The organism is Paenibacillus sp. E222, from assembly GCF_013401555.1.
Classification (GTDB): Bacteria; Bacillota; Bacilli; order Paenibacillales; family Paenibacillaceae; genus Paenibacillus.
The window spans coordinates 60,912-82,806 of sequence record NZ_CP058552.1 but is presented as its reverse complement, the minus strand read 5'-3'; the positions used below and the strand labels follow the sequence as shown (position 1 = coordinate 82,806).

The 21,895-nt window shown below is 42.5% G+C and carries 21 protein-coding genes and 2 pseudogenes; 15 read left to right on the top strand and 8 right to left on the bottom strand.

Going from position 1 to position 21,895, the window contains the following annotated elements; genetic code table 11:
- Window positions 1-31 precede the first annotated feature (31 nt).
- Together HW560_RS00390 and HW560_RS00385 are read left to right on the top strand one after the other, a co-directional pair.
- A complete protein-coding gene (locus tag HW560_RS00390; protein ID WP_179261442.1) occupies window positions 32-3,511 on the top strand; it encodes a glycoside hydrolase family 2 TIM barrel-domain containing protein in 3,480 nt (1,159 codons plus the stop codon).
- A gap of 188 nt (window positions 3,512-3,699) precedes the next feature.
- Window positions 3,700-4,515 (top strand): putative phage abortive infection protein, encoded by an 816-nt coding sequence (locus HW560_RS00385; protein ID WP_090893574.1) that lies wholly within the window; start codon window positions 3,700-3,702, stop codon window positions 4,513-4,515.
- Window positions 4,516-4,690: 175 nt separating this feature from the next.
- On the opposite strand, the gene HW560_RS00380 is transcribed toward HW560_RS00385, so the two are convergent.
- Window positions 4,691-6,262 (bottom strand): stalk domain-containing protein, encoded by a 1,572-nt coding sequence (locus HW560_RS00380; protein ID WP_179261440.1) that lies wholly within the window; start codon window positions 6,260-6,262, stop codon window positions 4,691-4,693.
- 175 nt (window positions 6,263-6,437) lie between these two features.
- Here HW560_RS00380 and HW560_RS00375 point away from each other — a divergent pair, with 175 nt between their 5' ends.
- Both HW560_RS00375 and HW560_RS00370 read left to right on the top strand, forming a co-directional pair.
- Entirely contained in the window at window positions 6,438-6,914 is a 477-nt protein-coding gene (locus HW560_RS00375) for a DinB family protein (protein WP_179261438.1), read from the top strand.
- Window positions 6,915-6,984: 70 nt separating this feature from the next.
- Window positions 6,985-7,455, top strand: coding sequence for a DUF4362 domain-containing protein (locus HW560_RS00370; protein WP_179261436.1), 471 nt, complete (start codon window positions 6,985-6,987; stop codon window positions 7,453-7,455).
- A gap of 126 nt (window positions 7,456-7,581) precedes the next feature.
- Here HW560_RS00370 and HW560_RS00365 read toward each other — a convergent pair whose 3' ends face one another.
- Window positions 7,582-7,968 (bottom strand): VOC family protein, encoded by a 387-nt coding sequence (locus HW560_RS00365; RefSeq protein ID WP_179261434.1) that lies wholly within the window; start codon window positions 7,966-7,968, stop codon window positions 7,582-7,584.
- Between the two features lie 270 nt (window positions 7,969-8,238).
- On the opposite strand from HW560_RS00365, the gene HW560_RS00360 reads away from it, so the two are divergent.
- From HW560_RS00360 to HW560_RS00335, 6 genes are all read left to right on the top strand, one after another.
- The gene (locus HW560_RS00360; protein ID WP_257031567.1) at window positions 8,239-9,018 is read left to right on the top strand and encodes an ATP-grasp domain-containing protein; all 780 of its coding nucleotides are present in this window, start codon (window positions 8,239-8,241) and stop codon (window positions 9,016-9,018) included.
- 66 nt (window positions 9,019-9,084) lie between these two features.
- A complete protein-coding gene (locus tag HW560_RS00355) occupies window positions 9,085-9,459 on the top strand; it encodes a hypothetical protein (protein ID WP_090893584.1) in 375 nt (124 codons plus the stop codon).
- 298 nt (window positions 9,460-9,757) lie between these two features.
- Window positions 9,758-10,567, top strand: coding sequence for a DUF4183 domain-containing protein (locus HW560_RS00350; RefSeq protein WP_179261430.1), 810 nt, complete (start codon window positions 9,758-9,760; stop codon window positions 10,565-10,567).
- Between the two features lie 82 nt (window positions 10,568-10,649).
- A complete protein-coding gene (locus HW560_RS00345) occupies window positions 10,650-10,934 on the top strand; it encodes a DUF4183 domain-containing protein (RefSeq protein ID WP_090893587.1) in 285 nt (94 codons plus the stop codon).
- 279 nt (window positions 10,935-11,213) lie between these two features.
- Window positions 11,214-11,540: a PadR family transcriptional regulator gene (locus tag HW560_RS00340; RefSeq protein ID WP_256221904.1), complete on the top strand. Its 327-nt coding sequence runs from the start codon at window positions 11,214-11,216 to the stop codon at window positions 11,538-11,540.
- The gene (locus HW560_RS00335; protein WP_090893591.1) at window positions 11,527-12,414 is read left to right on the top strand and encodes a permease prefix domain 1-containing protein; all 888 of its coding nucleotides are present in this window, start codon (window positions 11,527-11,529) and stop codon (window positions 12,412-12,414) included. The genes HW560_RS00340 and HW560_RS00335 overlap by 14 nt, the downstream gene beginning before the upstream one ends.
- Before the next feature lie 169 nt (window positions 12,415-12,583).
- On the opposite strand, the gene HW560_RS00330 is transcribed toward HW560_RS00335, so the two are convergent.
- Window positions 12,584-12,994 carry a hypothetical protein gene (locus HW560_RS00330; protein WP_179261428.1) on the bottom strand — a complete coding sequence of 137 codons (411 nt, stop codon included), beginning with the start codon at window positions 12,992-12,994 and terminating at the stop codon, window positions 12,584-12,586.
- Window positions 12,995-13,649: 655 nt separating this feature from the next.
- Here HW560_RS00330 and HW560_RS33610 point away from each other — a divergent pair.
- Together HW560_RS33610 and HW560_RS00315 are read left to right on the top strand one after the other, a co-directional pair.
- Window positions 13,650-14,702 carry an EndoU domain-containing protein gene (locus tag HW560_RS33610; protein ID WP_257031566.1) on the top strand — a complete coding sequence of 351 codons (1,053 nt, stop codon included), beginning with the start codon at window positions 13,650-13,652 and terminating at the stop codon, window positions 14,700-14,702.
- Between the two features lie 134 nt (window positions 14,703-14,836).
- The gene (locus HW560_RS00315; protein ID WP_179265710.1) at window positions 14,837-15,277 is read left to right on the top strand and encodes a hypothetical protein; all 441 of its coding nucleotides are present in this window, start codon (window positions 14,837-14,839) and stop codon (window positions 15,275-15,277) included.
- Window positions 15,278-15,684: 407 nt separating this feature from the next.
- Here HW560_RS00315 and HW560_RS00310 read toward each other — a convergent pair whose 3' ends face one another.
- On the bottom strand, window positions 15,685-16,206 hold the full coding sequence (locus HW560_RS00310) for a GNAT family N-acetyltransferase (protein WP_090893597.1): 522 nt from the start codon (window positions 16,204-16,206) through the stop codon (window positions 15,685-15,687).
- Between the two features lie 314 nt (window positions 16,207-16,520).
- Here HW560_RS00310 and HW560_RS00305 point away from each other — a divergent pair, with 314 nt between their 5' ends.
- The 3 genes and pseudogenes from HW560_RS00305 to HW560_RS00295 all read left to right on the top strand — a co-directional run.
- Complete coding sequence (locus HW560_RS00305) at window positions 16,521-17,006, top strand: hypothetical protein (RefSeq protein WP_179261426.1); 486 nt, start codon at window positions 16,521-16,523, stop codon at window positions 17,004-17,006.
- Between the two features lie 98 nt (window positions 17,007-17,104).
- Complete coding sequence (locus HW560_RS00300; protein WP_179261424.1) at window positions 17,105-17,767, top strand: hypothetical protein; 663 nt, start codon at window positions 17,105-17,107, stop codon at window positions 17,765-17,767.
- A gap of 113 nt (window positions 17,768-17,880) precedes the next feature.
- Window positions 17,881-18,127, top strand: a pseudogene (locus HW560_RS00295) (hypothetical protein); the annotation flags it as partial.
- Between the two features lie 134 nt (window positions 18,128-18,261).
- Here HW560_RS00295 and HW560_RS00290 read toward each other — a convergent pair.
- From HW560_RS00290 to HW560_RS00275, 4 genes and pseudogenes are all read right to left on the bottom strand, one after another.
- Window positions 18,262-18,956: pseudogene (locus tag HW560_RS00290) on the bottom strand (ABC transporter ATP-binding protein).
- A 155-nt stretch (window positions 18,957-19,111) separates the two neighbouring features.
- A complete protein-coding gene (locus tag HW560_RS00285) occupies window positions 19,112-20,203 on the bottom strand; it encodes an ABC transporter permease (protein ID WP_179261420.1) in 1,092 nt (363 codons plus the stop codon).
- A gap of 6 nt (window positions 20,204-20,209) precedes the next feature.
- On the bottom strand, window positions 20,210-21,307 hold the full coding sequence (locus tag HW560_RS00280; RefSeq protein WP_090893609.1) for an ABC transporter permease: 1,098 nt from the start codon (window positions 21,305-21,307) through the stop codon (window positions 20,210-20,212).
- 84 nt (window positions 21,308-21,391) lie between these two features.
- A complete protein-coding gene (locus tag HW560_RS00275; RefSeq protein WP_179261418.1) occupies window positions 21,392-21,757 on the bottom strand; it encodes a hypothetical protein in 366 nt (121 codons plus the stop codon).
- Between the last annotated feature and the right edge of the window lie 138 nt (window positions 21,758-21,895).

Genomic DNA, 21,895 nt, shown 5'->3' with positions numbered 1-21,895 from the left:
ATCATAATACACACAGAAAGTGAGAGCTGAGATGAATCAGAAAAAGCTTTTTACGGATGGATGGCAATTTGCGAAAAGTAAGCTGGAGGTTACGGAGCCTGCGGGGTTAACGTTTGAACCGGTTGAGCTTCCTCATGATTGGCTGATCTATAATACGCTCGATCTGTATGAGGATAGCATCGGATGGTATCGCAAGACATTCCCGTATACGAAGGATGAGCAGCAGCTTCTGCTTTGCTTTGACGGGGTGTATATGGATTCTTTCGTATATGTAAACGGTCAGCTTGTGGGGGAGTGGAAGTACGGTTATTCGGCTTTTGAGCATGAGATCACGAGTGCTTTGGTGGAAGGTGACAATGAAATTGTAGTCAAGGTTGTGCATCAGAGTCCCAACAGCAGATGGTATTCGGGGGCTGGCATTTATCGCAATGTGTGGCTCAAAACGAGAGATCGGAATCATATTGTCACAGACGGTACCTATGTATCGATTCAGCAGCAGACAGAAGGCTGGCAGGTTGAGGTGGATACAGAGCTGAGTCTCAATCAGAACGCACAACTTGTGCACACGATTTGGTATCAGGGTAATCAGATCGTATCCAGCAAAGAGGACGTTACAGCTACAGCGGGTCAAGACGCCGGACATGGAGAGATACAATCCAACAGCCAAAAGCTGACGGTCGATCTTCCGAAGTTATGGAGCCCGGATGAACCGAATCTGTATGATCTGGTAACGGAACTACAAGTAGCTACAGGTGAGCAGGGCTATGAGACGATCGAGACCGCCACACAGCGGATTGGTTTCAGGGATATCAAGTTGGATGCAAACGAAGGATTCCACCTGAATGGGGTCAAGATGAAGCTGAACGGTGTGTGTGAACACCATGATCTCGGGGCGCTCGGGGCTGCTTTTAACCTGACGGCGCTGCGCAGAAGATTTACTCTGTTGAAGGAAATGGGCGTCAATGCCATCCGGACCGCTCATAACATGCCTGCCAAAGAATTCATGGAACTTGCGGATGAGATGGGTATGCTGATCGTTTCGGAAGCGTTTGATATGTGGGAGAGAGCCAAAACCCCTTACGATTATGCGAGATTTTTCCCGGAGTGGGCATATTCTGATGTGAAGAGCTGGGTCAAGCGTGATCGTAACCATGCAAGTCTGATCATGTGGAGTATCGGTAACGAAATTTACGACACTCATGCGGATGAGAGGGGCCAAGAAGTAACCCGGATGCTGATGGAGTATGTACTGGAATTCGATCCAAAAGGGAATGCAGGCGTGACGATCGGTTCGAACTACATGCCGTGGGAAAACGCACAAAAATGCGCCGATATCGTGAAGCTCGCAGGTTATAACTACGCGGAAAAATACTACGACAAACATCACGAAGAACATCCGGACTGGATTATCTATGGTAGTGAAACGTCGTCTGTGGTGCAGAGCCGTGGGATCTATCACTTCCCGTTCGAGCAATCCATTCTGGCCGACGATGACGAGCAGTGCTCAGCTTTGGGTAACAGTACAACAAGCTGGGGCGCAAAGTCAGCAGAATATTGCATTTTGGCGGAACGAGATACGCCGTATTCCTTGGGGCAGTTCCTGTGGACGGGATTCGATTATATTGGAGAACCAACACCGTATCATACGAAGAATTCGTATTTTGGACAGCTGGATACAGCAACGTTCCCGAAGGATTCCTATTATATCTACCAAGCGGCCTGGACGGATTACAAGAAAAGCCCGATGGTTCACCTGTTCCCTTACTGGGATTTCAGCCCGGGTCAGCTGATCGATGTACGCGTGTGCAGTAATGCGCCGAAAATTGAATTGCAGCTGAATGGCAAGACAATCGGCACGCATGATATCGACCATGCAAAGGGAACCCAGTTGGCAGGCTGGTGGAAAGTGCCATATGAAGAAGGCGAGCTCAAAGCGATCGCTTATGATGAGAACGGCAACGTAATTGCAACGGATGTGCAACGATCCTATACAGATGCGAAGAAGATTCGTCTGCAAGCCGATCGGGAGCAGCTGCAAGCGGACGGTACGGATCTTATTTTCGTGGAAATCCAAGTGGAAGATGAAGCGGGCAATCCCGTGCAAAATGCAAACAACCGTGTGCAGGTCCAAGTGACAGGTGCAGGTCGTCTGTTGGGTCTCGATAACGGGGACAGCACGGACTATGATCCATATAAAGGACTGAGCAGAAGGCTGTTCAGCGGCAAGCTGATGGCAATCATCGGGGCAACGAACGAATCGGGAACGGTACGCATCGAGGTGACTTCGGAAGGGTTGGAAAGTGCAGCTGCCGAGTTCGAATCACGAGCTGTTGCAGGCGCAGGAGATCGTACCTTAGGTGATTCCGAGGCCGCTGCAGGTCAGGAGCATATCGTACTCATGAGTAATACAGAACGTCCGGTTCTGACGGGCCACGTGCAGGAGATTCCTTTGCGAAAAATCGAGATTGTCAGCGAAGGTGGACAGCTATTCGATGAATCGAAACAGGAGATGACGGTGAAAGCCAAGCTGTATCCGGAGAACACATCCTATCGGGATATTGAGTGGGCAGTTGTGAACGACGCAGGTATCGAATCCAACATTGCCAAGGTCGAAGCCAACGGTCTGGAAGTCAACGTATCCGCTCTGGGCGATGGGGAATTCCGTCTTCGTGCGACGAGCAGTAACGGTACCGATAAAACGAAACTGATTTCCCAACTGGAGTTCAAAGCAACAGGTCTAGGTACGGCTTACAAAGATCCATACGGCTTTATTACTGGCGGGCTGTACGATTACACCAAAGGGGATGTCGGCAACGGCAATGAACGCGGGGTAGCGACAAGCCGGGACGGGGAGACACATGTGGGCTTCCGCAACATTGACTTCGGGCCTTATGGATCTGACACCATTACGATTCCAATCTTTGCGCTGTCCAGTGAAGAGTACTTCATTCAGATCTGGGAAGGCATGCCGGATGAAGAGGGAAGTACACTGCTGGCAGATGTGGTGTATGACAAAGAATCCAGATGGAATGTATATCAGGAAGAGACGTATCATCTGTCCAAGCGGCTGAGCGGGATTACATCGATCTGTTTTGTACTGAAGCAGAAGATTCATATCAAAGGCTTCTCGTTCGAGCGCCAAAGCCGGGCATTTGAGCAGAATACGGCTGCATCATGCGATCATCTCTACGGGGATACATTCAAGATCGAGGGTGATCATGTTGAGGGGATCGGGAACAATGTGTCGCTGGAGTTTGAAAATATGGACTTCACGGCAGACGGCTCGTCCAAGCTTGTGATCTATGGACGTTCGCCGATTGATAAAAACACGATTCATATCCGCTTTGCAGGTGAGGACGGACAGAGCAATCAGCTGGTCGAATTCACACAGTCCGATGGATATGAGGAGCGGGTGTTTGAGCTTGAGCAAGTTAAAGGTGTGCAGAAGGTGACCTTTATTTTCCTGCCGGGTAGTCAGTTTGACTTTGGCTGGTTCCGGTTCGAGAAGTAGGAGTCCAAATATAGTAATTCAGGGTTAGAGATGATTTATATCCATCCTCTTCAAGTAAACGGTGTTCATTCAGAACAGGACGTTTACCTGAAGGGGATTTTTTAAATCTCTTTTGTTCAGGATGGTCACATTGCTTGTTGTTATGTATAATTTTCCTGAGAAAGTCACCTAAAGGAGAAAATATACATATGAATCGTCTTAAGTCTAGTGTTAGAAAGTTTATGTTAGAAGATTTGGATTCAATTAAAAAACAAGACAAGCCGAATGTTATTGTGAACTTTAAAGCAATTTTATTAGGATTTTTGGTTATCTGGTGTCTATCAGGAGTAATTATTTACTATGCATTCTCGGAGTGGAGTGACAGGGGAACATTTGGTGATATGTTTGGAGCGATCAATGCACTTTTCTCTGCTTTTGCTTTTGGAGGATTAGTGTACACTCTTTTCATTCAGAGATATGAGTTGAGTTTACAAAGAAAAGAGTTGGAGATGCAACGTTTGGAAGTGGCTCGTAATGGTGATCAATTAGAACAACAAAAAAATGTAATGATACAGCAAAGCTTTGAAAACACTTTTTTTAAAATGATCGAACTCCATCACAATTTAATTGCATCAATGAATGATAAACCTTATGAGGGAAGAAGAGCCATAGAGAAACTACGAGAGTTTCTCTATGATGAATTGAAACGTGCTGATCATAAGCGTGATTTGAATAAAACAATAGAAGATTTTCTTAGACTTAAAGGTCGGCATATTAAACATTACCTTAATAACTATTATTGTATACTTGAATTGATTGAGCAGCATGGTCTGAACACAGAAGAAGATTTGAGAGATTCGAATTATACCCGTATTGCTCTCTCTCAATTATCAGAGGACGAACGATTTCTGATTTTCTATACATTGGGATACAAGAGTGAGACGAGATTATTTTTGGAGAAATTTACTGATATAAGTGAATTAAATCATTTCGCTCGGCATCATTATGAGTGGATGACTTCTTAGTTATTTAAGAGTGACGGATAACCGTCACTCTTTTTATTTAGATTAGATTCTTTACGAAGTTCTTTCATCCAATTCATACGCTAGACTCTTAGTAACCAAAAAGGAGATGCTGTATATAGAATAGAAAATGCAGAAGTCACAAGAAGCGCGTGTTTTTAGAAAGAAATGGACTTTTTTAGCTTCCTGACTCTTTTTTATCAGCATCGTCAATGGTCAGCATTGCTTTCTCTGAATCCCAGGACACGTTCAATCCCAAACCACGCAATACCTCAAAAGGCACTGTGGTTGCTCCCGAGTAGTTATTTATGGGTTCAGGCAGCTGCATGACTCTCTCCCCAGACACATCTGCGGAAGTTATAACATACTGTGTTTCGTTAGGTTGGATTGTGATTGTCCGATTGTCATATGTTAACGTATAGTGGTTCAGGCTACCTTCCACCTGGTGAATCTCAAATTCTGCTCCGAGTGCTGCTGCGATGGCTTTGATGGGCAGTTGCACGGTCTTAGCCGTTTCAACAGCGGCATACATCGACTGGAACAACTCACCGTTCAGATATACATCTGTGCCAATTTTGGCTTGAACGGGTTTGTAGACCATGCCACCAGATGACGTTGCAGGTGCACCCGCTTCCTCGTATTTATCACTTCCCCAGCCCCAGACGGCTCCATCCGAGGATAAGGCAAGACTGTGGTAATATCCTGCTGAAATATCAGTAATGCCGGATAAATGGTTTACTTTGCCTTCTTTGCCGTTCACGCTCCTTCCGTAGCTATATACCTCACCGGATGTCGTGAGTAATAACATATATTGCGAATTTCCATCCATCTTTTTCACCTTGAAGTCGTAATGAAAGGCGAATGCTTTCCCTGTCTCGTCCAAACCCCAGACTTTCCCGTTCTTATCCAGTGCAAGCAGGGACGTATCTGTACTTGTGATCGAAGATATGTTGGTCAGACCTTTTATCTTGGTAGGTTTGGACAGGATTTTACCGGATTCGTTGGGCTCGTTCCACGTCCATACGGAGCCATCTTTCTTCAGAGCATATCCATGGAGACCTGCGGATCCAACCTGGATAACATCTTTCAGTCCGTTAATCTCATGCGGTTTACGTATGAGATCATCTGAATTGATTCCTTGAGCGTTAGGGCGCTGCCATGACCAGACTGTCCCGTTCTGGAGAAGGGCGACAGTAAAAGAACCACTCACTACATCCTTCGCAGAGTTGATGCTTTCGACTTTGCTTGGTAGTTTGCCAGCACCCCACTCCCAGACCGTTCCATCCGCCTGAACGGCTGCGTTGATTCCACCACCGGCGGCTGAAATAGCTGTTACATTAGATAGTACCGGTATTCGGATTGGACTAGACGTATGACGATATCGAATGTTCTCGCTCACACCCAGCTCTCCAAAGAGATTGCGGCCCCAGGTCCAGACCGAACCATCACTTCTTAAGGCGACTGTGTAATAATAAGCCCCCTCTACAGCGGTATAGTGGAGTTTCTTCTCTGCGTTTGCTGCATTCGATGGAACAGAAGTGTTACTGGCGGAATGCTGTACGTTAGTGGCTGCGTGAGTCGTTTGCTCATCTGCCAGCTCAATCAACAGACTTGATACAACTAATGCTGCAGCCATGGCAATGGCGAATCGGCGGGCCGTTTTACCTTTCCCATTGGGTCTATGATTCAAGCGTGAAGTAGAGCGTCGTTTTTCTTTTGCTATGTTATTGGATGGGTTAATCGAACGCATAGGTATCGCCTCTTTTTCAGATGAGATGGACGTAAATGATGCATTGCTATATAAACACTTTATGGAGAGTCGAAGTTACATACAAATGATAAAATTTCCTTTATATTGAAGATAGAAATCGCCGTTTCAGCTTATGGAGCAGTCATTACCATTAGTAAACAGAGGAGGAACAATCATGAAATTCAATGAGGATGTTCTTTGGAATCAACTGCAGGATGTAAGGCAATTTACGTTGCAGGTGTGCGTGGCCATGAATCCGGAACAAGTAGATGTGGTTCCTCAGGGTTTCAACAATTCCATTCGATGGAATGTGGGACATATCATTTTGGATCAGGATACGTGGTTTCATTATCTGATTGCTGATGAGGCGGAAATTCCGACGGCGTATGAGAAATTTTTTGGATTCGGGACAAGCCCTGCAACATGGACAGAAGAACTGCCAACGTGGGAGGAATTAATGGAGCGTTTGAAGATGCAGCCAGAGGTGCTAAAGCGCAAATTTTCCGGTCGTCTTGAAGAACCGCTGCAACGCGAGAGTGAACTTGGCATGAACACCATCGGGGAAATTATTCCGCGCACGCTTTATCATGAGTGGTATCATCTGGGGTACATTCAGTCGATACAAAGGTACATTAGCGCTTGCACACAATGATTGGAACAGGGTTTTGAAAAGAGATGTAACATGAACAGCGACTTTATCGTCTTAAGCATGAGGTGATAGGATGAAAAGAGTACTGCTCACGCTTTCGATAGCGTTAATGATGTTAACAGCCTGTGAGGCAAATGATCAGACAGTGGATTCTCCAGTAATCATGAATTCATTTTCGGAAATTATTGAGCCACATAACCCTGAGCAAGCGGAGCAAAGCGGGGATGTCGTTGTACTTCTCGAAGGCATGCGGAACAAGGATAAGTGGAACACATTTGTGAAGAATGTGAAGAACAAGCAGCAGGATCAGGTTCGTGTAACAATGTATACCTTTGAAGGTGGGGCCATTATCCATGAATTGATTTACGATGGCTCAGCGATTCAAGCGACTTATGATAACTCTAGGGATGCCTATGGCTCCAAACAGGGGATGACGACCAACACCTGCAAAGGGATTGGTACGATGAAGAGTGAGCAAGGACGTGTTTTTTACGTGTTAACCGGTTGTGAGAAGGAAGGGAGCACCTTTTCTATTCCCAAGTGATGAGAGTGATATCAACCGTAAATATTTGAGCTATGTAACTATTCATGCTGTAAACCAAAAAGAACCTGCGAAGCCGAGGCTTTTCAGGATCTTTTTACTGCCATATGGAGAGTGAGAGCTGATGGCTTATGCATACAAAGCATTGGATAGTTCGATCAGATTACCGTTAGGGTCACGTATATACACCGAACAGATTGGCCCCAGTGCACCTGTGCGTTTTACCGGTCCTTCTTCGATCTTCGTGTTCTGTTGTGTTAAATGCGCAATGACTTCCTCCAACGGCGTGCTGACCAGAAAACAAAGATCTGCTGAACCCGGCGTGGGGATATGAGCTTTCGGTTCAAACTCTTTGCCCCGCTCATGCAGATTGATTTTCTGCTGTCCAAACTGTAACGCTTTTCGGCCCTGGCCGAATTCAACTACCTGCATGCCTAATACATTCGTATAAAATGCAATCGTTGCTTCCAGATTCTCTACGGTTAACACGAGATGATCAAGTCGTTCTAATTTCATGGATGAGCCTCCTTCGAATTGGATCATTAGCTCCTGTAAAACGAGGGTTGTATATAATAGTATTTCGTTTATTATACCTTAGAGCTCAGTTGGATCGACATCGTATGAGAAACACAATAAAGCAAAATGAAAAAAGGAGATACATATGAAAATTATTTTTGTAGTTCACCGCTGAATGAGAAGAAGGTAGACGAAAGCTACGAACAAGAGTATATATGTGCCAAGGAATTTGGATTTGAGTTGGGATTAGTTCATCTGGAAGAGCTAATAGTGAACCAGCGACCGGATCTCGCGGTGAGACGGCTGAAGAAAGCAACAGAACGAGAGGACGTGTTATATCGCGGCTGGATGCTGAGACCGGAAGAGTATGAGCTACTATATGAGGCCCTGGAGTCAAAAAATCTATATCTCATTAACACACCGGAGCAATATAAGCATTGCCATTACTTGCCCGAGTCATATGACGTAATCAAAGGATATACACCGCGCTCCGTCTGGGTGCCTATGTCAGATATCCAGGCTTCTCCAGATGCCGTTAAGGAGGCCGCGCGCCAGTTTGGTAATCAGCCGATTATCGTTAAGGATTACGTAAAATCTCGTAAACATGAGTGGAAGGAAGCCTGTTACATCCCAGATGCTGCGGATGAGGAGCATATGAAGCAGATTGTGCATAACTTTGTGACGTTACAAGGTGAGGAATTGAATGCAGGGCTTGTGTTCAGGGAGTATGTTCAGTTGGAGTTTCTATCCTACCACGATCAGAGCGGCATGCCGTTGTCCCGGGAGATGCGTGTGTTTATGATGGACGGTAAGCCTGCATACATTTCAAACTATTGGGATGACGGTCAGGACGAAGCATTCAAGGAAGCATTTATTTCGTTTCTGGACATTGCCCAATCGATTCAAAGTCGTTTCTTCACAATGGATTTTGCCAAGATGGAAGGCGGATCCTGGATTATTCTCGAACTAGGTGACGGACAGGTTGCGGGTTTACCGGATTATGCTGACCCGTTGACGTTTTATAAGCAATTGAAAAGAGCATTAGTGTAAACAATCAAAAGAGTTAACTCATGGTGATTATGAATTAACTTATATCATATATTGGAGGCGTGTTTGATGAAGAGGTTCTGGATAGTGAGTGTGTTGATACTCTTATTGACAGGGTGTGGTCAGAACAATAGAGAGAAGGCCATTGAACATTTGACTCAAAACCAGAGGAATGATGCTTCTCTAATTGTATTTACCGATCGCCCTGCGGAGCGGCCATTTATTGTTGATTTACAGACAGAATTGAATGAAGTGAACAACCAGAATCTGAGGGCGGAAGGCCCAATCACCAACGTGACTTTTTATAATATTCGTGATGAACATAAATTTAAATTTGAGAAGATTTTTGAACTAGAAACATACCCGTATATGATCCTCTTCGAGAAAGGTCAGATTACATTGGAGACACATAAACCTGAAGAAATCGTTCAGCATTTTGAGTAGAGGTAAGAGTCCACCAAAAAAAACCTCATGAGCAAACAATGAAAGCATATGGCTAAGACAAAGGACTGCAGCAGGAGCTGTTGTCTTTTTTTATTGGGCATCCTTCATAGTTATTCGCACACTCTCCGAATGTGGCAAGGACATAGAATAGGGCATATACACTGTGTGCTTTGGCCTAAGGAGAGTGAACGTTTTGAAGTATCTGAATAAGAGAAGAGCTGCGCCCAAACGATTAAGATCGAGACGTTCAATACCGAAATGTAGAAAAAAATCCCTGGGAAAACTCAGGAATTGCCCTATGACCCGTAAACCTTGCCGGAAAAAGCGGCGCTACCTCCGACCGAAGCGTCCAATAAGACAACTGAAAGTAGTCTGTGGCAAAAAAATCATTGCTTTGCCGAGGGGAATTGGCATCGACCCGGCATGCCGGGAGTCCAGGCCCCGGCTGGCTCCGGTGAGACAACATGAAACTCAGACTGTTGGACCTCATGGAACACAAGGTCTGGTAGGGGAGCAAGGTGCCCAAGGCCCCCAAGGCCCTGTCGGTCCCCACGGTGTGCCTGGGCAGCCGGGCCAACTTGGAGCGCAAGGCCCTGCTGGCCTTCGCGGCGATCCAGGCGAACCGGGTCTTGCCGGAGCGCAGGGTCCTGTCGGCCCGCAGGGTGAGCAAGGCGAACCGGGTCTGCCCGGAGCGCAGGGTCCCGCTGGCTCCCAAGGCGAGCAGGGTTTCCCAGGAATTCCCGGAGTACAAGGACCAACGGGTCCCCCAGGTGAGCAAGGTCCGCCGGGCAGTGTACCCGGAATTGAGATCATTCCTACGGTAAACCGTTACTTCTATTTTCCAGACACCGATCTGAATTTATTGGACTCGGTTACGATTCCGGCCGTGGAATTCGCGAATGATGAGGGTGGTATCGTATCCGAATTTGCAGGAATAGGACTTACGAGTTTCTACAATCTTTATATCAACGGGATCGTACAGCCAGGTAACTCATATGAAGTAAATAAGGTTATGCTGTTTTTTCCTTCGCAAGGTGGTGTACTTTTTGCAGAAACGCCGATCATCTTGGAGACTATCCAACTAACAGTAAATATAATAAATGGTTAAAATTAGTCAAACCTCCTCGTGACTTTGCCTTCACGACTCTCGAATCTACCACATATACTATGTCAGGTAGGAGGTGAGAAACATGCCACTCGTGACCCCCTTTCAGAACAGTTTAAGATATGCTGCAACCATTGGCGATGGAACAGGTACCGGAGCGACGTTTGCGATTGCTGCGACGGCTTTTACAAACGACGCAGGTACAGCTGCAACGGCATTTCCAGGCACGTTCAATTATTACAATCTTTATATTAACGGTATTATGCAGACAGCAGATACTTCCTCCGTTACAACCACTACAATTACGATTCCTGGTGGAGACGCGCTGAATGCTGGAATTCCAGTCGTAGTACAATTCGTAGTGTCTTAACGTTTACTTGAATCATGCTGCATCATTATCTTGTCCGGCTTCTATCTGTGATAGAAGCCGGACTTTTTTGTACAAGGCACCAATCGACTCTAAAGGGTATTAACGAACTTAACAAACGGCCGAATTCGGCAATAGGAAGAAATAAACCTTCTAGATATGCCTAAATTCGAGGGAGAACATTAATCTCAAATGATTTTATGTATTGCTTTTTACAATATTTGTTTGTTATGCTGACTACATAGAATTACACAGTAGGTGGTGTGAGAACTGAGGAATGAAATGATGAAAGGTTACATTGATGGTATTGTACTGTCTGTTCTGAGTAAGCAGGATGCATACGGGTATGAAATATCCAAAATGGTACATGACGAGACGAACGGTCAATTTGATCTGAAAGAAGGGACGTTATATCCCGCCCTCAAACGAATGGAGGCTAATGGGTACATTGAGGGCTATTGGGGGGAGCAAATTGGAGGACCACGGCGACGATATTACCGAATGACCTCCGAGGGTCAGACTCAGCTCGACAAGTTGAGAACATCTTGGACGGATAACATAAAGATCATCAATATTTTCTTGGGAGGGAGTCTTCATGGAAGTCATTGAACAATATTTAGATCAAGTACTCCGCTATACGTTTTTGTCCAAACGGGAAAAGTCCGAGTGGAGAGAAGAAATGGCCGCTCATCTCCATTCGTCTACCGATCACTATAGAAGTCAGGGATATTCTGAAGAACAGGCTATGGAACGCAGCATCCAACAATTTGGCTCTATTTCAGAACTACGCAGAACGGTAACCAAAGAAACATATGGATTCAATATGAGGACGATACTTGGTTGTGCTTTAGCAAGTTTTATCCTTTTCATCGTGACACTCGTAGCTGGACTAGTAGCCAATCAATACGGTGTACATAACCGATATATCGAGATTATGCCGGTTGTTTTGATTACCGTGAGTGCATTAAGCATCTGTATATGTTTAACTCGTAAACGAGTAGATCGACTTTGTCTGCTATCTCTGCCACTGTTATTTGCCTTAGGATATCTGCAAGCCTACTTTCAAATCTTGGTTGATTATTGGGGTGAGGGATTATCGTTTACGATGTTTGAAAAGTTATTTTTCAGTGGTTCATATGATATTTCCGGTCGGATTGAAGTCATGTTGATAGGCGATTTGTTCCTGGTAACACAAGTGCTCATCCTTTTTGCTGTAAGTAAAAATCGTTATATATCCATACTCCCGTTTGTCTTTTCCACCATGTATACATTGGTTCATATGATGATGTTCACTCTCTATTACGCATTCTTTACGTCAGAGCAGTTTAGTTCCTCGGTAACTCAGGGGTATGGCGTTTTCCTGGATGGTAATGTGCAGCGTTTGATGGAGATCGGACTTAATTTGGTTATCGGTGCATTAGTGCTTGTATTATTGATGCTCTGGGGGAAATGGACTTCGAAAAGGAAGTTGAACTTAGCTTGATAGCCACCGAGTATTTTTTGTGTCGCTATATGGCGGCTTTTTTTGATTTATGTATTGATAAAACAAGAGAGCTTTAATACAAATAATAGAAGGTCGGCAGAATCTGAAACATAAACCCAAAAGACCCACCTCTGTAGAAGCAGGTCGATCTCCAATCTACTGATTATTATTAATGCTTTTTATAATGTTTATAGTGTTTATAATGCTTAGAGTGCTTGCCGAAACTTTTCTTAGCCAATTCTGTAGGTGAAAAGCGATGAGCTGCAACCAGTCGGCCAGTTGCGTTTTTACCCCATCCTGACACAAGGACATGTTCGCTGTTTGTAGTATACTCAACTTCAAATTGAACCAAATTAGCAACATTCAGAACCCGGAAGCTAGAAGAGCCTGGTGCAAGAGTGAAAGTAAATGTGCTAACCAGAGTTTTTGCTCCATTCAAACGGAATAATCGAACACGTACCGTAGCGTTGCTACTTCCATTATTAACTGCCTTCGCGAAAAAAGTTCTGGACTCTCCGGGAACTGTTGCAGTATTAATAGCATTTTCAACTGGACCAGTAGAATATTTTACTAATGTCATACATATCAACCTCCTAAAAGTGATAGTTTATGTTATGTTATTAAATTCATTTTGATTGGGTTCATAGGAGAACAAGAAGAATTGGCCTTCTGCTGTATCTTCATCTCCTCGCTACATGAGTAGTGAATGTCATATAACTCACGGGCAGAGTGCTGGAACAGCTATACGCCGAGCGTCACTGTATCGACGAACCCGCCGCAACCTCATCATCGCCGCCCAGCGGTATAGCCCGCTGCAACACGAGTATGGAAGAATGGTGAGTAATGTGAACTTCGGGATACTGCTCTTTATGATCCTAGACATACTGGTATAATCCGCTGATGTTTCTACCGGCCAAGTTGAAGATGTTTTCCCCCACACTCTATGAACCTCTAAGCTCATTAATCACAGGCGCAAGGTCTAAGACGAGTATGTTATTGGTGCTGCAAAAGAAGATCGTGACCGCCGATTTGATCGACTGGCGCTTTCGTTTAAGATAGAGAAGCTCAGTATATTAGCCTTCAACATGCACTAATGTGCAATATACTTGCCTGTAGGATATCTCCTACCTACCGGACTACTTATAAAAAATTGAATCCTCTGTTTGATTCCAATCCCCCTTCTAACTTGTTAAATTTAGGTACATATACTACGGTCAGGTTGGCGGTGAAGATAGATGCAGCGTATTCAGGTACATCCCGATGAATTAGAGGAAAAAGCGCGATTGGTTCAACAGAAGAAGCTGGAATTGGAGCGAATGGTACGGGATCTGGAAAAATCAATTTACCTGTTGCAGTCCGAATGGTCTGGTGTCACAGGAGAGCGGTTCTTCTGGGATTTTATGCAGGTGAAAGAAGTTTTCCCAGCCACAATTGGGCTATTGGATAAAATTCAGAATGAATTTATATTTATAGCGAAGAGTTTTAGAACAGCGGATGGTTCGGGTGAGGTTGCACTGTACATTCCGGAAGAACTGAAACGAAATTTCGGTGTTGGACTGCTCGACAAGTCGGTTGGAGAGACCGTAACGGGAATTGGACAGACAGCAGAGGCGCTCTTTTATGATCCATTCGGGACGGTCGCCAGTGTGGCCTATGGGCTGACTTTGGGCAGAGTGGTCGATGTTGGACGAGGAATCGGATTCGCATGGGATGCCGCTTGGGGCACAGGAACAGCCAGGTCTGACATTGAGCAGTTTGTAGATGAGCAGAAGAAACAGATGGATGAGAGTGGGGTAGGCTATTATAGTGGTTCTGTGATGGGTCAGGTATTGGCCTACGCCTTTGTTGGCAGGGCGCTTCGTTCGAAAGAAGATATGGGCGGGGGATTAGGGGGAGGTAAGAAAGAAGCGGATAAGGGTAAAGAAGGGGCTGGACAAGATGGTAAACCTGTTGTAAATAAAGAGAGGTGGCTCGGGAGTCTACAAAATACAGAAAACTTTAAAACAGGAACTAAAGAAAACGGATTAAGCCATATTTTTGGTGGTGAAATACTCAAAAATGGGAATGCCAATGGTTTTCATTATGAAGGGATGCCAAATAGTAACGGCAAAATTGTCGGGAAAGTTGATACACCTAATGAGTTTGGTGTCTATCAAGCCAATGTTGAAATTAATGGAGTACCAAAAGGACCCAAATCCACATTTTTTCCAAAGGAATGGACACCACAACAGGTAATTGATTCAGTAAATGAAGCTTTTAATAGTAAAGTAAATATAAAAAAACAATAAATATATAGGGAAAACAAGCACAGGTATGGAAATAGAGCTTATTTTGAGAAATGATAAGATAATCTCAGCATACCCAATATACTGAATTGGAGGGTACATTAGTGAAGATAAAATATAATTATAAATTGAAATACATGGATGAATTTAATATGGTTGTAATGGATTTTGACGAGGAAAAATCACTTAAGTTCGCCACTATGATAAGTGATCCTTTAGGATCTGATATACCTTGGAGATTTGAAGATTTGAGAAAAGATATTGAGAATTATTTTGATTTATTAAGGGGAGGAATCCCCGAATATAGACATGGAGGAAATGCATCCAGCGTCATATCACATAAAGATTACACAATAATTGAAGATCCATTTTATGATGAGGAAGAAGATGAAATTGAACCCATTTGTAAGTTAGAGACAGTTGAATTCGTAAAAGTAATATTACTATGGGCTTACGAAACTTACAAATTTAAAAGTAAAAAGGGAGTGATTGCTTTAAAGGAGGCAGAAATGGTTATGAAATGGGTTAAACAAAAGATGTTAGAAGTTGAGAGTATAGAAAATGAATCTATACAATAGCTGATATAAAGCTCATCCCTGATCATGGCCGACAAGCAGTGAAAAGTTGTATCATCTTATTATTGGGAGATTTAATTCATGGGTATCATCTTTTATACTATTTAGACTTGGAAAGAGCATGCCGACTTATCTTTTATCGAGTGCTGCTCGGAACATATGTAGAAAAGAGAAACTTTTCTTTGATAAGGATGAAGAAACTTACAATAGCGAAGGAGCATTAAAATATACTCGACTATATTAGTGACACGCCATTCAAAAAGGTGGGTTGAAAATAAATAAGGATTTTCTTTACACCAATCCATATGTTCCAGGAATAATAGGAGACTCACCAGTGGACCTGGAATCGTGGTTTTCTAGATGATTCAAGAGAGATGATGGAGGAGAGGTTAAGCAGAAGGCATTGGTTATTAAAACAATGATTTATTTATCCATTTATAACTAATGAATTTTAACATTTGCCCATTCATTTCAAATTCTTTATCACTAGTTTCTGTATGCTCGAATCCGTTTTTCTCTAAAACTTTCTGAGATGCTATATTGTTGGTGGTTGTTTTTGCCTCAACTTCTTTTATATCTAAATCAACTATTGTATTGAGAAATAATTTTAATGCTTTTTTAGCAATACCTTTTCCAGTGTGAATTTGTCCCACTCTATAGCCGAGAAATCCTATTTTATCGGAATCATCAATATCAACTAAATTTATTCTTCCAAGAATAGAATTATTTTCGTCTTTTATTAAATAAAAAAAGGAAAGTCCTTTAGCTTGTTCATCAAGCAGAGATTCATTCCTTACTTTAAAACCCTCAGGCTTGTAATAATCATTTCCTCGAGACGGTACCATTTCCTCGAAAAAAGTTCTGTTTTCAATCTCAAATTCATACAAGCTTTCAAGATCAGTGTCTTTTAACTTCTCAATTACTATATTCATGAATACTTCCCTCCAATAAACTTTAATTCTAAATACTACTAATATACTATAGCAAGTATAACATTCCTATTTCGTTATTCAACATCAGGAGATTGTCTTTTGGTTTAATGGATATTCGTATTCCTAGTGTTCCATCAGCCTTTACAAGTGGTTACGGACATAATCTGCATCTTCTTTCAGCGGTTTAGCCCGCTGCCACACGAGTATGGAAGATGTAACTGTGAAAAATAAAACTCAGTCTGACTCAGTTGAAAAATTAAAAGATCAGAATATAAAATTAGCTCATTAGACGAATTGAAGGAGGATATAAGTAAATGAGTTCAGTAATCATTCTAAAAAAAATCTCAAATTATTCTCCGGAGCAGACTCTTGAGAACTTTAAGCATGCAGCACAGAGAGCGAATATGTATTGTTTTCATTTAACAGTTGATCATGAAACAGATAACAACTTTCAATCTGCAGAAGGCACGCTATCTGAAGTGGATGAAGAGACCCTATCAAATACTGATGATGAAGAAACTATTAGGTACTTCACTTTTAACGTGAATAAAGTTGTCGAAAATTCATATGATAGTTTTACGTGGCTCACCGAATCAACAGATTACTTTTGGGCAGCGGATGTTGTAAATATTAGTCATGAATATAAATTTATTTATAGGTTTGTAGTAGAGTATTTTCAAGATAACACGGAAGATTACCTATGGTTTGATGATGCTGAGTGGTATTATACAGCTGACGATATCTTGATATTAAGTCAAAAGCCGTACAACCCAAAGTGGTGTAGCGAAAAGATTGTATGAGTTAAGAGGATTTATTAATAAATAGGGAACATGGGTTAGCACTTCTACACACAAACTAGAGGTGCTTTTACCATAAAATCTTAGGAGAACAAAGTGCCATGATACTAAAAAAACGACTTTTAATGATCGGATGTTGTATTGCCTGTGTGATCTTACTTGTTCTAACTTATAGCTTTTATAAAGAGAAAAGAATGTATGAAGAGTATCTAACGATGAATGTCCGCCAAGATATCGTTGATATGAAGAGTGCGATTATAAATAATGATATTTTATTTAACCGAATACTTACGAATGAAATAATAACAAACGAGATGGTTGAGGATGGAGAACAAGCCAGCCAGCTCTATTACAACTTTACAGATATGACGCAGATTATAGATAAGTATAACTTGATGAATCTAAGTTTCAGCGAAGAAGCCAACTGGCTGCTACAACCCGCAGCATTATTTACAAACGACTTAGGCCAAGATGACATTTTGCCACCTACACTTCACCGCATGCGAATGACGTTCGAGAGGCTGGATATAAACAGTTATCCTGTAACAGCTGAACTTAAAGCCAGGATCGAGGAGTACCGGCAGTTAAATCATCGATGGCTGAACATTGTTGGGGACTTTGAATCCAAGGAAATTAACGAGAATGATTGGCCCCAAATCTTGAATGATCTGGAGCAAGTGACACGAGCTTATTTTAGTGAGAAAAAGGTTAATTTCGTGGATGATGACGTTTGGAGAGACGCTTTGAATCCAAGATACGAATGATGAAGAAGAGCTAATTGATACTAGATATGAGATGCACATTCAAAGTGGAATACTCCTGCCGTTTAGAGGCAATAGGAAGAACTTTCATGAAACAAGGCATATATGAATAGCTTATCAACACCATCACCAAGCAGGAGATTTCGGCGCTGGACCCGGCGAGCGCTCAAGATTGTGCGGGAACAGACGGAAGATAAGATGGCCGTATTAGAGCAGATTCGAACCTGTAATGAGATTATTGCCTCCCTGAAAGACACGTTAGGAGAAGAAGAGTACAGCGAATTGCAGATGGATGAGCAGGGGGAAGTATTGACCCATGTGTATTCCAAGCTGAACAGCATGCGTGCGGTCCGGGATACCAAATATTAACGGTAAAATTGTCGGGAAAGTTGATACACCTAATGAGTTTGATGTCTATCAAGCCACGTATGATGTCCTAAACTGAACTCTAATGCTAATTAGCGGAGTTACTCGGCCCATCATTTTGCAGATTCATTTTAAACTTGGTTTTGATAGTTATTCTGATCAGTAAGGACTTTTCCATCAACTAATCTAATGATGCGGTTGCATCGCTTGGCAACCTCATCATCATGCGTCACGATGATAATCGTTCTACCTTCATGGTGTAATTGTTGCAGGAGATCCATGATTTCTTCACCGGTTCTTCGATCCAAATTTCCAGTGGGCTCATCGGCCAAGATCAATTCAGGCTCTCCCACCAAGGCTCTGGCGATGGCCACCCTCTGTTGCTGGCCCCCGGACAGTTCATTTGCCTTTTTTAGACGATGCGATGCTAACCCGACTTTTTCAAGATAATGTGTGGCTTGGCTACTCTGTCTTTATGTTTTCCTTTTCGAAAGGTCAGCGGCAGTATAACATTATCCTGAACTGTATAATCTTTGAGCAGGGCAAAATGTTGAAAAACAAATCCAACCATTTGATTTCTTGTCCTATGAATATGACGAGACGAGATTCGTTGCAGAGGTTGAGCGTCAAAAAGATATTCGCCTTCGGTAGGATGATCCATAAACCCCAGTATATTGAGTAAGGTACTTTTACCGGAGCCTGAGGGTCCCATGATGGCAATCAACTCTCCGCGGTGTATAGTAAGATTGATATCTTCCAGGGCAGGGGCGTCAGGGGATTGGCGACGATACGCTTTGGTGATGTTTTTTAATTGAATAAGTTCCATCATTCCATGCCTCCTATGAGCGATTTTATATCCTGTTTTCGTATATATAAATAAATGATGAAACTGGAAACGACGATAATGAAACTAAAGATGATAAAAATGATGAATAGAATGGAACCATCTAATTTGAAGTCTAACGGACTAAGCATATTTATCTATTTGGAGATTTGGAGCAGTTCTTTATATTTCCATTGAAAATGGATTAGAGACAACCCGAAGCCAATAACCCCGATCAGGATATTTTCAATCGTAATCTGACCTAATATGCCTAAAGGACGTTCACCCAAAGCGAGTTTGATGCCAAATTCTCTTTTGCGAATCATCAGCGAGACGATCGTAGTTACCACGATTCCAGTGACTGAAAACAGGACAAAAGCCAATCCAAGTATGGTTTGAAAGGTCTCCAGATACATATTTTGTTCGATGTTTTCATGAACGGATGCACCCAAATTCTTCAGAGTCAGATTGACTTGATTTGAACTGAAGATGTTATTTAACTCATCCACATTGGCGTTAGGGTTCAACGTGAGGATGGTTGTCTGTTGTAATCTTGATGAGATGGCATCATTACTATCAAAACGATCTGTGGGCATAGGCATTATGAATGCCTTATCCAGCTTTAAGTAGACGTTGGATGTGTTGCTATACACCAAGTATTTATTAGGCAAGAAGCCGACAATTTTGTATTTATGATTGATGAGGTCGCCGAGGCTGTAATACGACTTGAAGAAGGAGCCGACCAATATGGGCATTTGCCCTTGACTATTTTTTCTGAAATCCTGCGAAGTAAATCCGGTGCCAGCTGCAAATTGCCCATTAAGAAGTTCATTATATTGCTCATCAATCATGATTCCAGTAATAAAGGGCTCGTTCAGCCCCGATGTCATAGAGCTCCGGGTCAGCTGATCCATTAACCTTCGGTCAGGGTTCGAAGACGTATCCAGTAGTAAAATCTCCTCGGCGTACGTACCTAATGAAATGATGTCGGGATGCTGTTCCAATTGGCTGTATACCTTGTCCACTTGTTCCTTAGATAGTGTATGAGCAGAAGCACTTCCTTTTGCAGGCACAACAACATATGTGCTTTTCAAATCGAGCAGGGAGTTAAAGTTCATGTCATATAGATTTAAAAAGATATTGCTGCTTCCAGTGATGGTGGACAAACCATATGTAAACTGGATAAGTAAAAGTATGGATATCACCCATCTGTTTTTCAATGCTCTGAGCGCATCTTTGATTCTATACATGAGGGTCTACTCCTTTAAGGCTTGCGCTGGTTCTGTTCTGAGAATGAGCAGAAGCGGAATCATGGCAGTAATGACTGCCGTAGCAAGGGTGATGAATGTGCCAAGAATGATATGCATGTAATTCAACTGCACATCGTAACTTGTGGCATCAATGATAGCGAAACTGGTACGGCTGAGGGCCCATTGAATACAAAATGAAAAGCCGGATGCCACTACTGCGCACACAAGCAGTTGACTGAACAGGTGAGCAATAATTTGCAAATGGCTAGCTCCCAAAGCTTTGCGCAACGAGATTTCTTTTCGCTTCAAGTAAATCCACAGATAGCTTATATTTATACAGTTAATGAGCGAAATGATAAAAAGTTTATATGGATAACTTAATACTTCGTTTACACCCGCCCTTGATTTTTTTTCTACCTCATAAGACTTTGTTATGTTCTCAATCGTTGCCCTAACCTCAGGGGTAATTCGCTGTACCTCTGAAATAAACTGCTGAATCTCTTTAGTTGTGTCTTGATCCGATCTGAATAGAAGTTCAATGGATTTTTTTTGTTCTATTTCGTGTTTAATAACATCCGGCAATCCCTCAAAGGAAGTGAATATTGTATAGTTGAATACCGATATAGACTCTTTTCCAGTGTTGTCTCCCGCAATCCCCGTAACATTGTATTTTTTATCGAATAGTTCCAGTGGGCCAACGTGTTTGGATATCATGGTTCCAGTCATTACCGCATTGGCTGTTTCGGAAGATATTCCGGTACCTTCAAGTAACGGAGGCGACCAGTTGTGATTCAACATTCCGACGACTTGAACATTGCCTAACTCAGGATGAAATATGGTTATGTTCTGGGTGATCACACTTGTATTCGACGTAATTGATTCAGCAATAGCTTGAAGTGAGCTATAATTCACTTGATTCATGTTTGTCAAAGTTGCTGAATAGTAATGTTCGTATTTTCCATTCTTGGAATAGTAAAAAATCTTGTCGTAGTATTCTTGAGTTGAAAGAGAAATGAGGATCGGCAGTACAGTTAATACAAAGCCGAGAAAAAGCATCACAAAAATCTTTTTGTTAATCCATATATCGTTAAAGATATGTCGCATGTTTTCCTCCAATAGTAAGGAAAACGTGAATAAGGTGTCAGCCTTATTCACGTTTTGGATAATATGAAGTAAGATCGGGAAGGATCAGCGGAAATTTATGCTTTTCGTACGGTTTGCTTCATCTACTGCGCTGACCCAATCATGCCAGGAAGTACCGCTAGTTGCAGCTCCTGCAGTAGTCATGATAAGAGTTACTTGATCCGTTGGCGAAGCTTCTTTATTGCGAGACTCATAAGTACCATCGTTAGTTCGGGCTGAGACATGTATTGATTTGATGAATGGTTCATTGGTTTGAGCAGTGTATGCGGTAACGATAAATCTTCCGCCACTACCTGTAGTCGTTGCGTACGAATCAAAACTGAATGATGCAAATGAGGCCGCAGATATAGCACCTACCGTGCATGCTGTAAGTGCAAGAGTAAGTATAGATTTTTTCAATAGACTCTTCATGATTATGGAATCTACTCCTTTTGATATATTTGTGGCCACATCCAAATATTAACTTATAAGATAGTTGAAAAACAATAATTTTACAAAAATTTTACAGTTTAATACTGGTTTTACATTTGTGAATAACAAATCAACTAA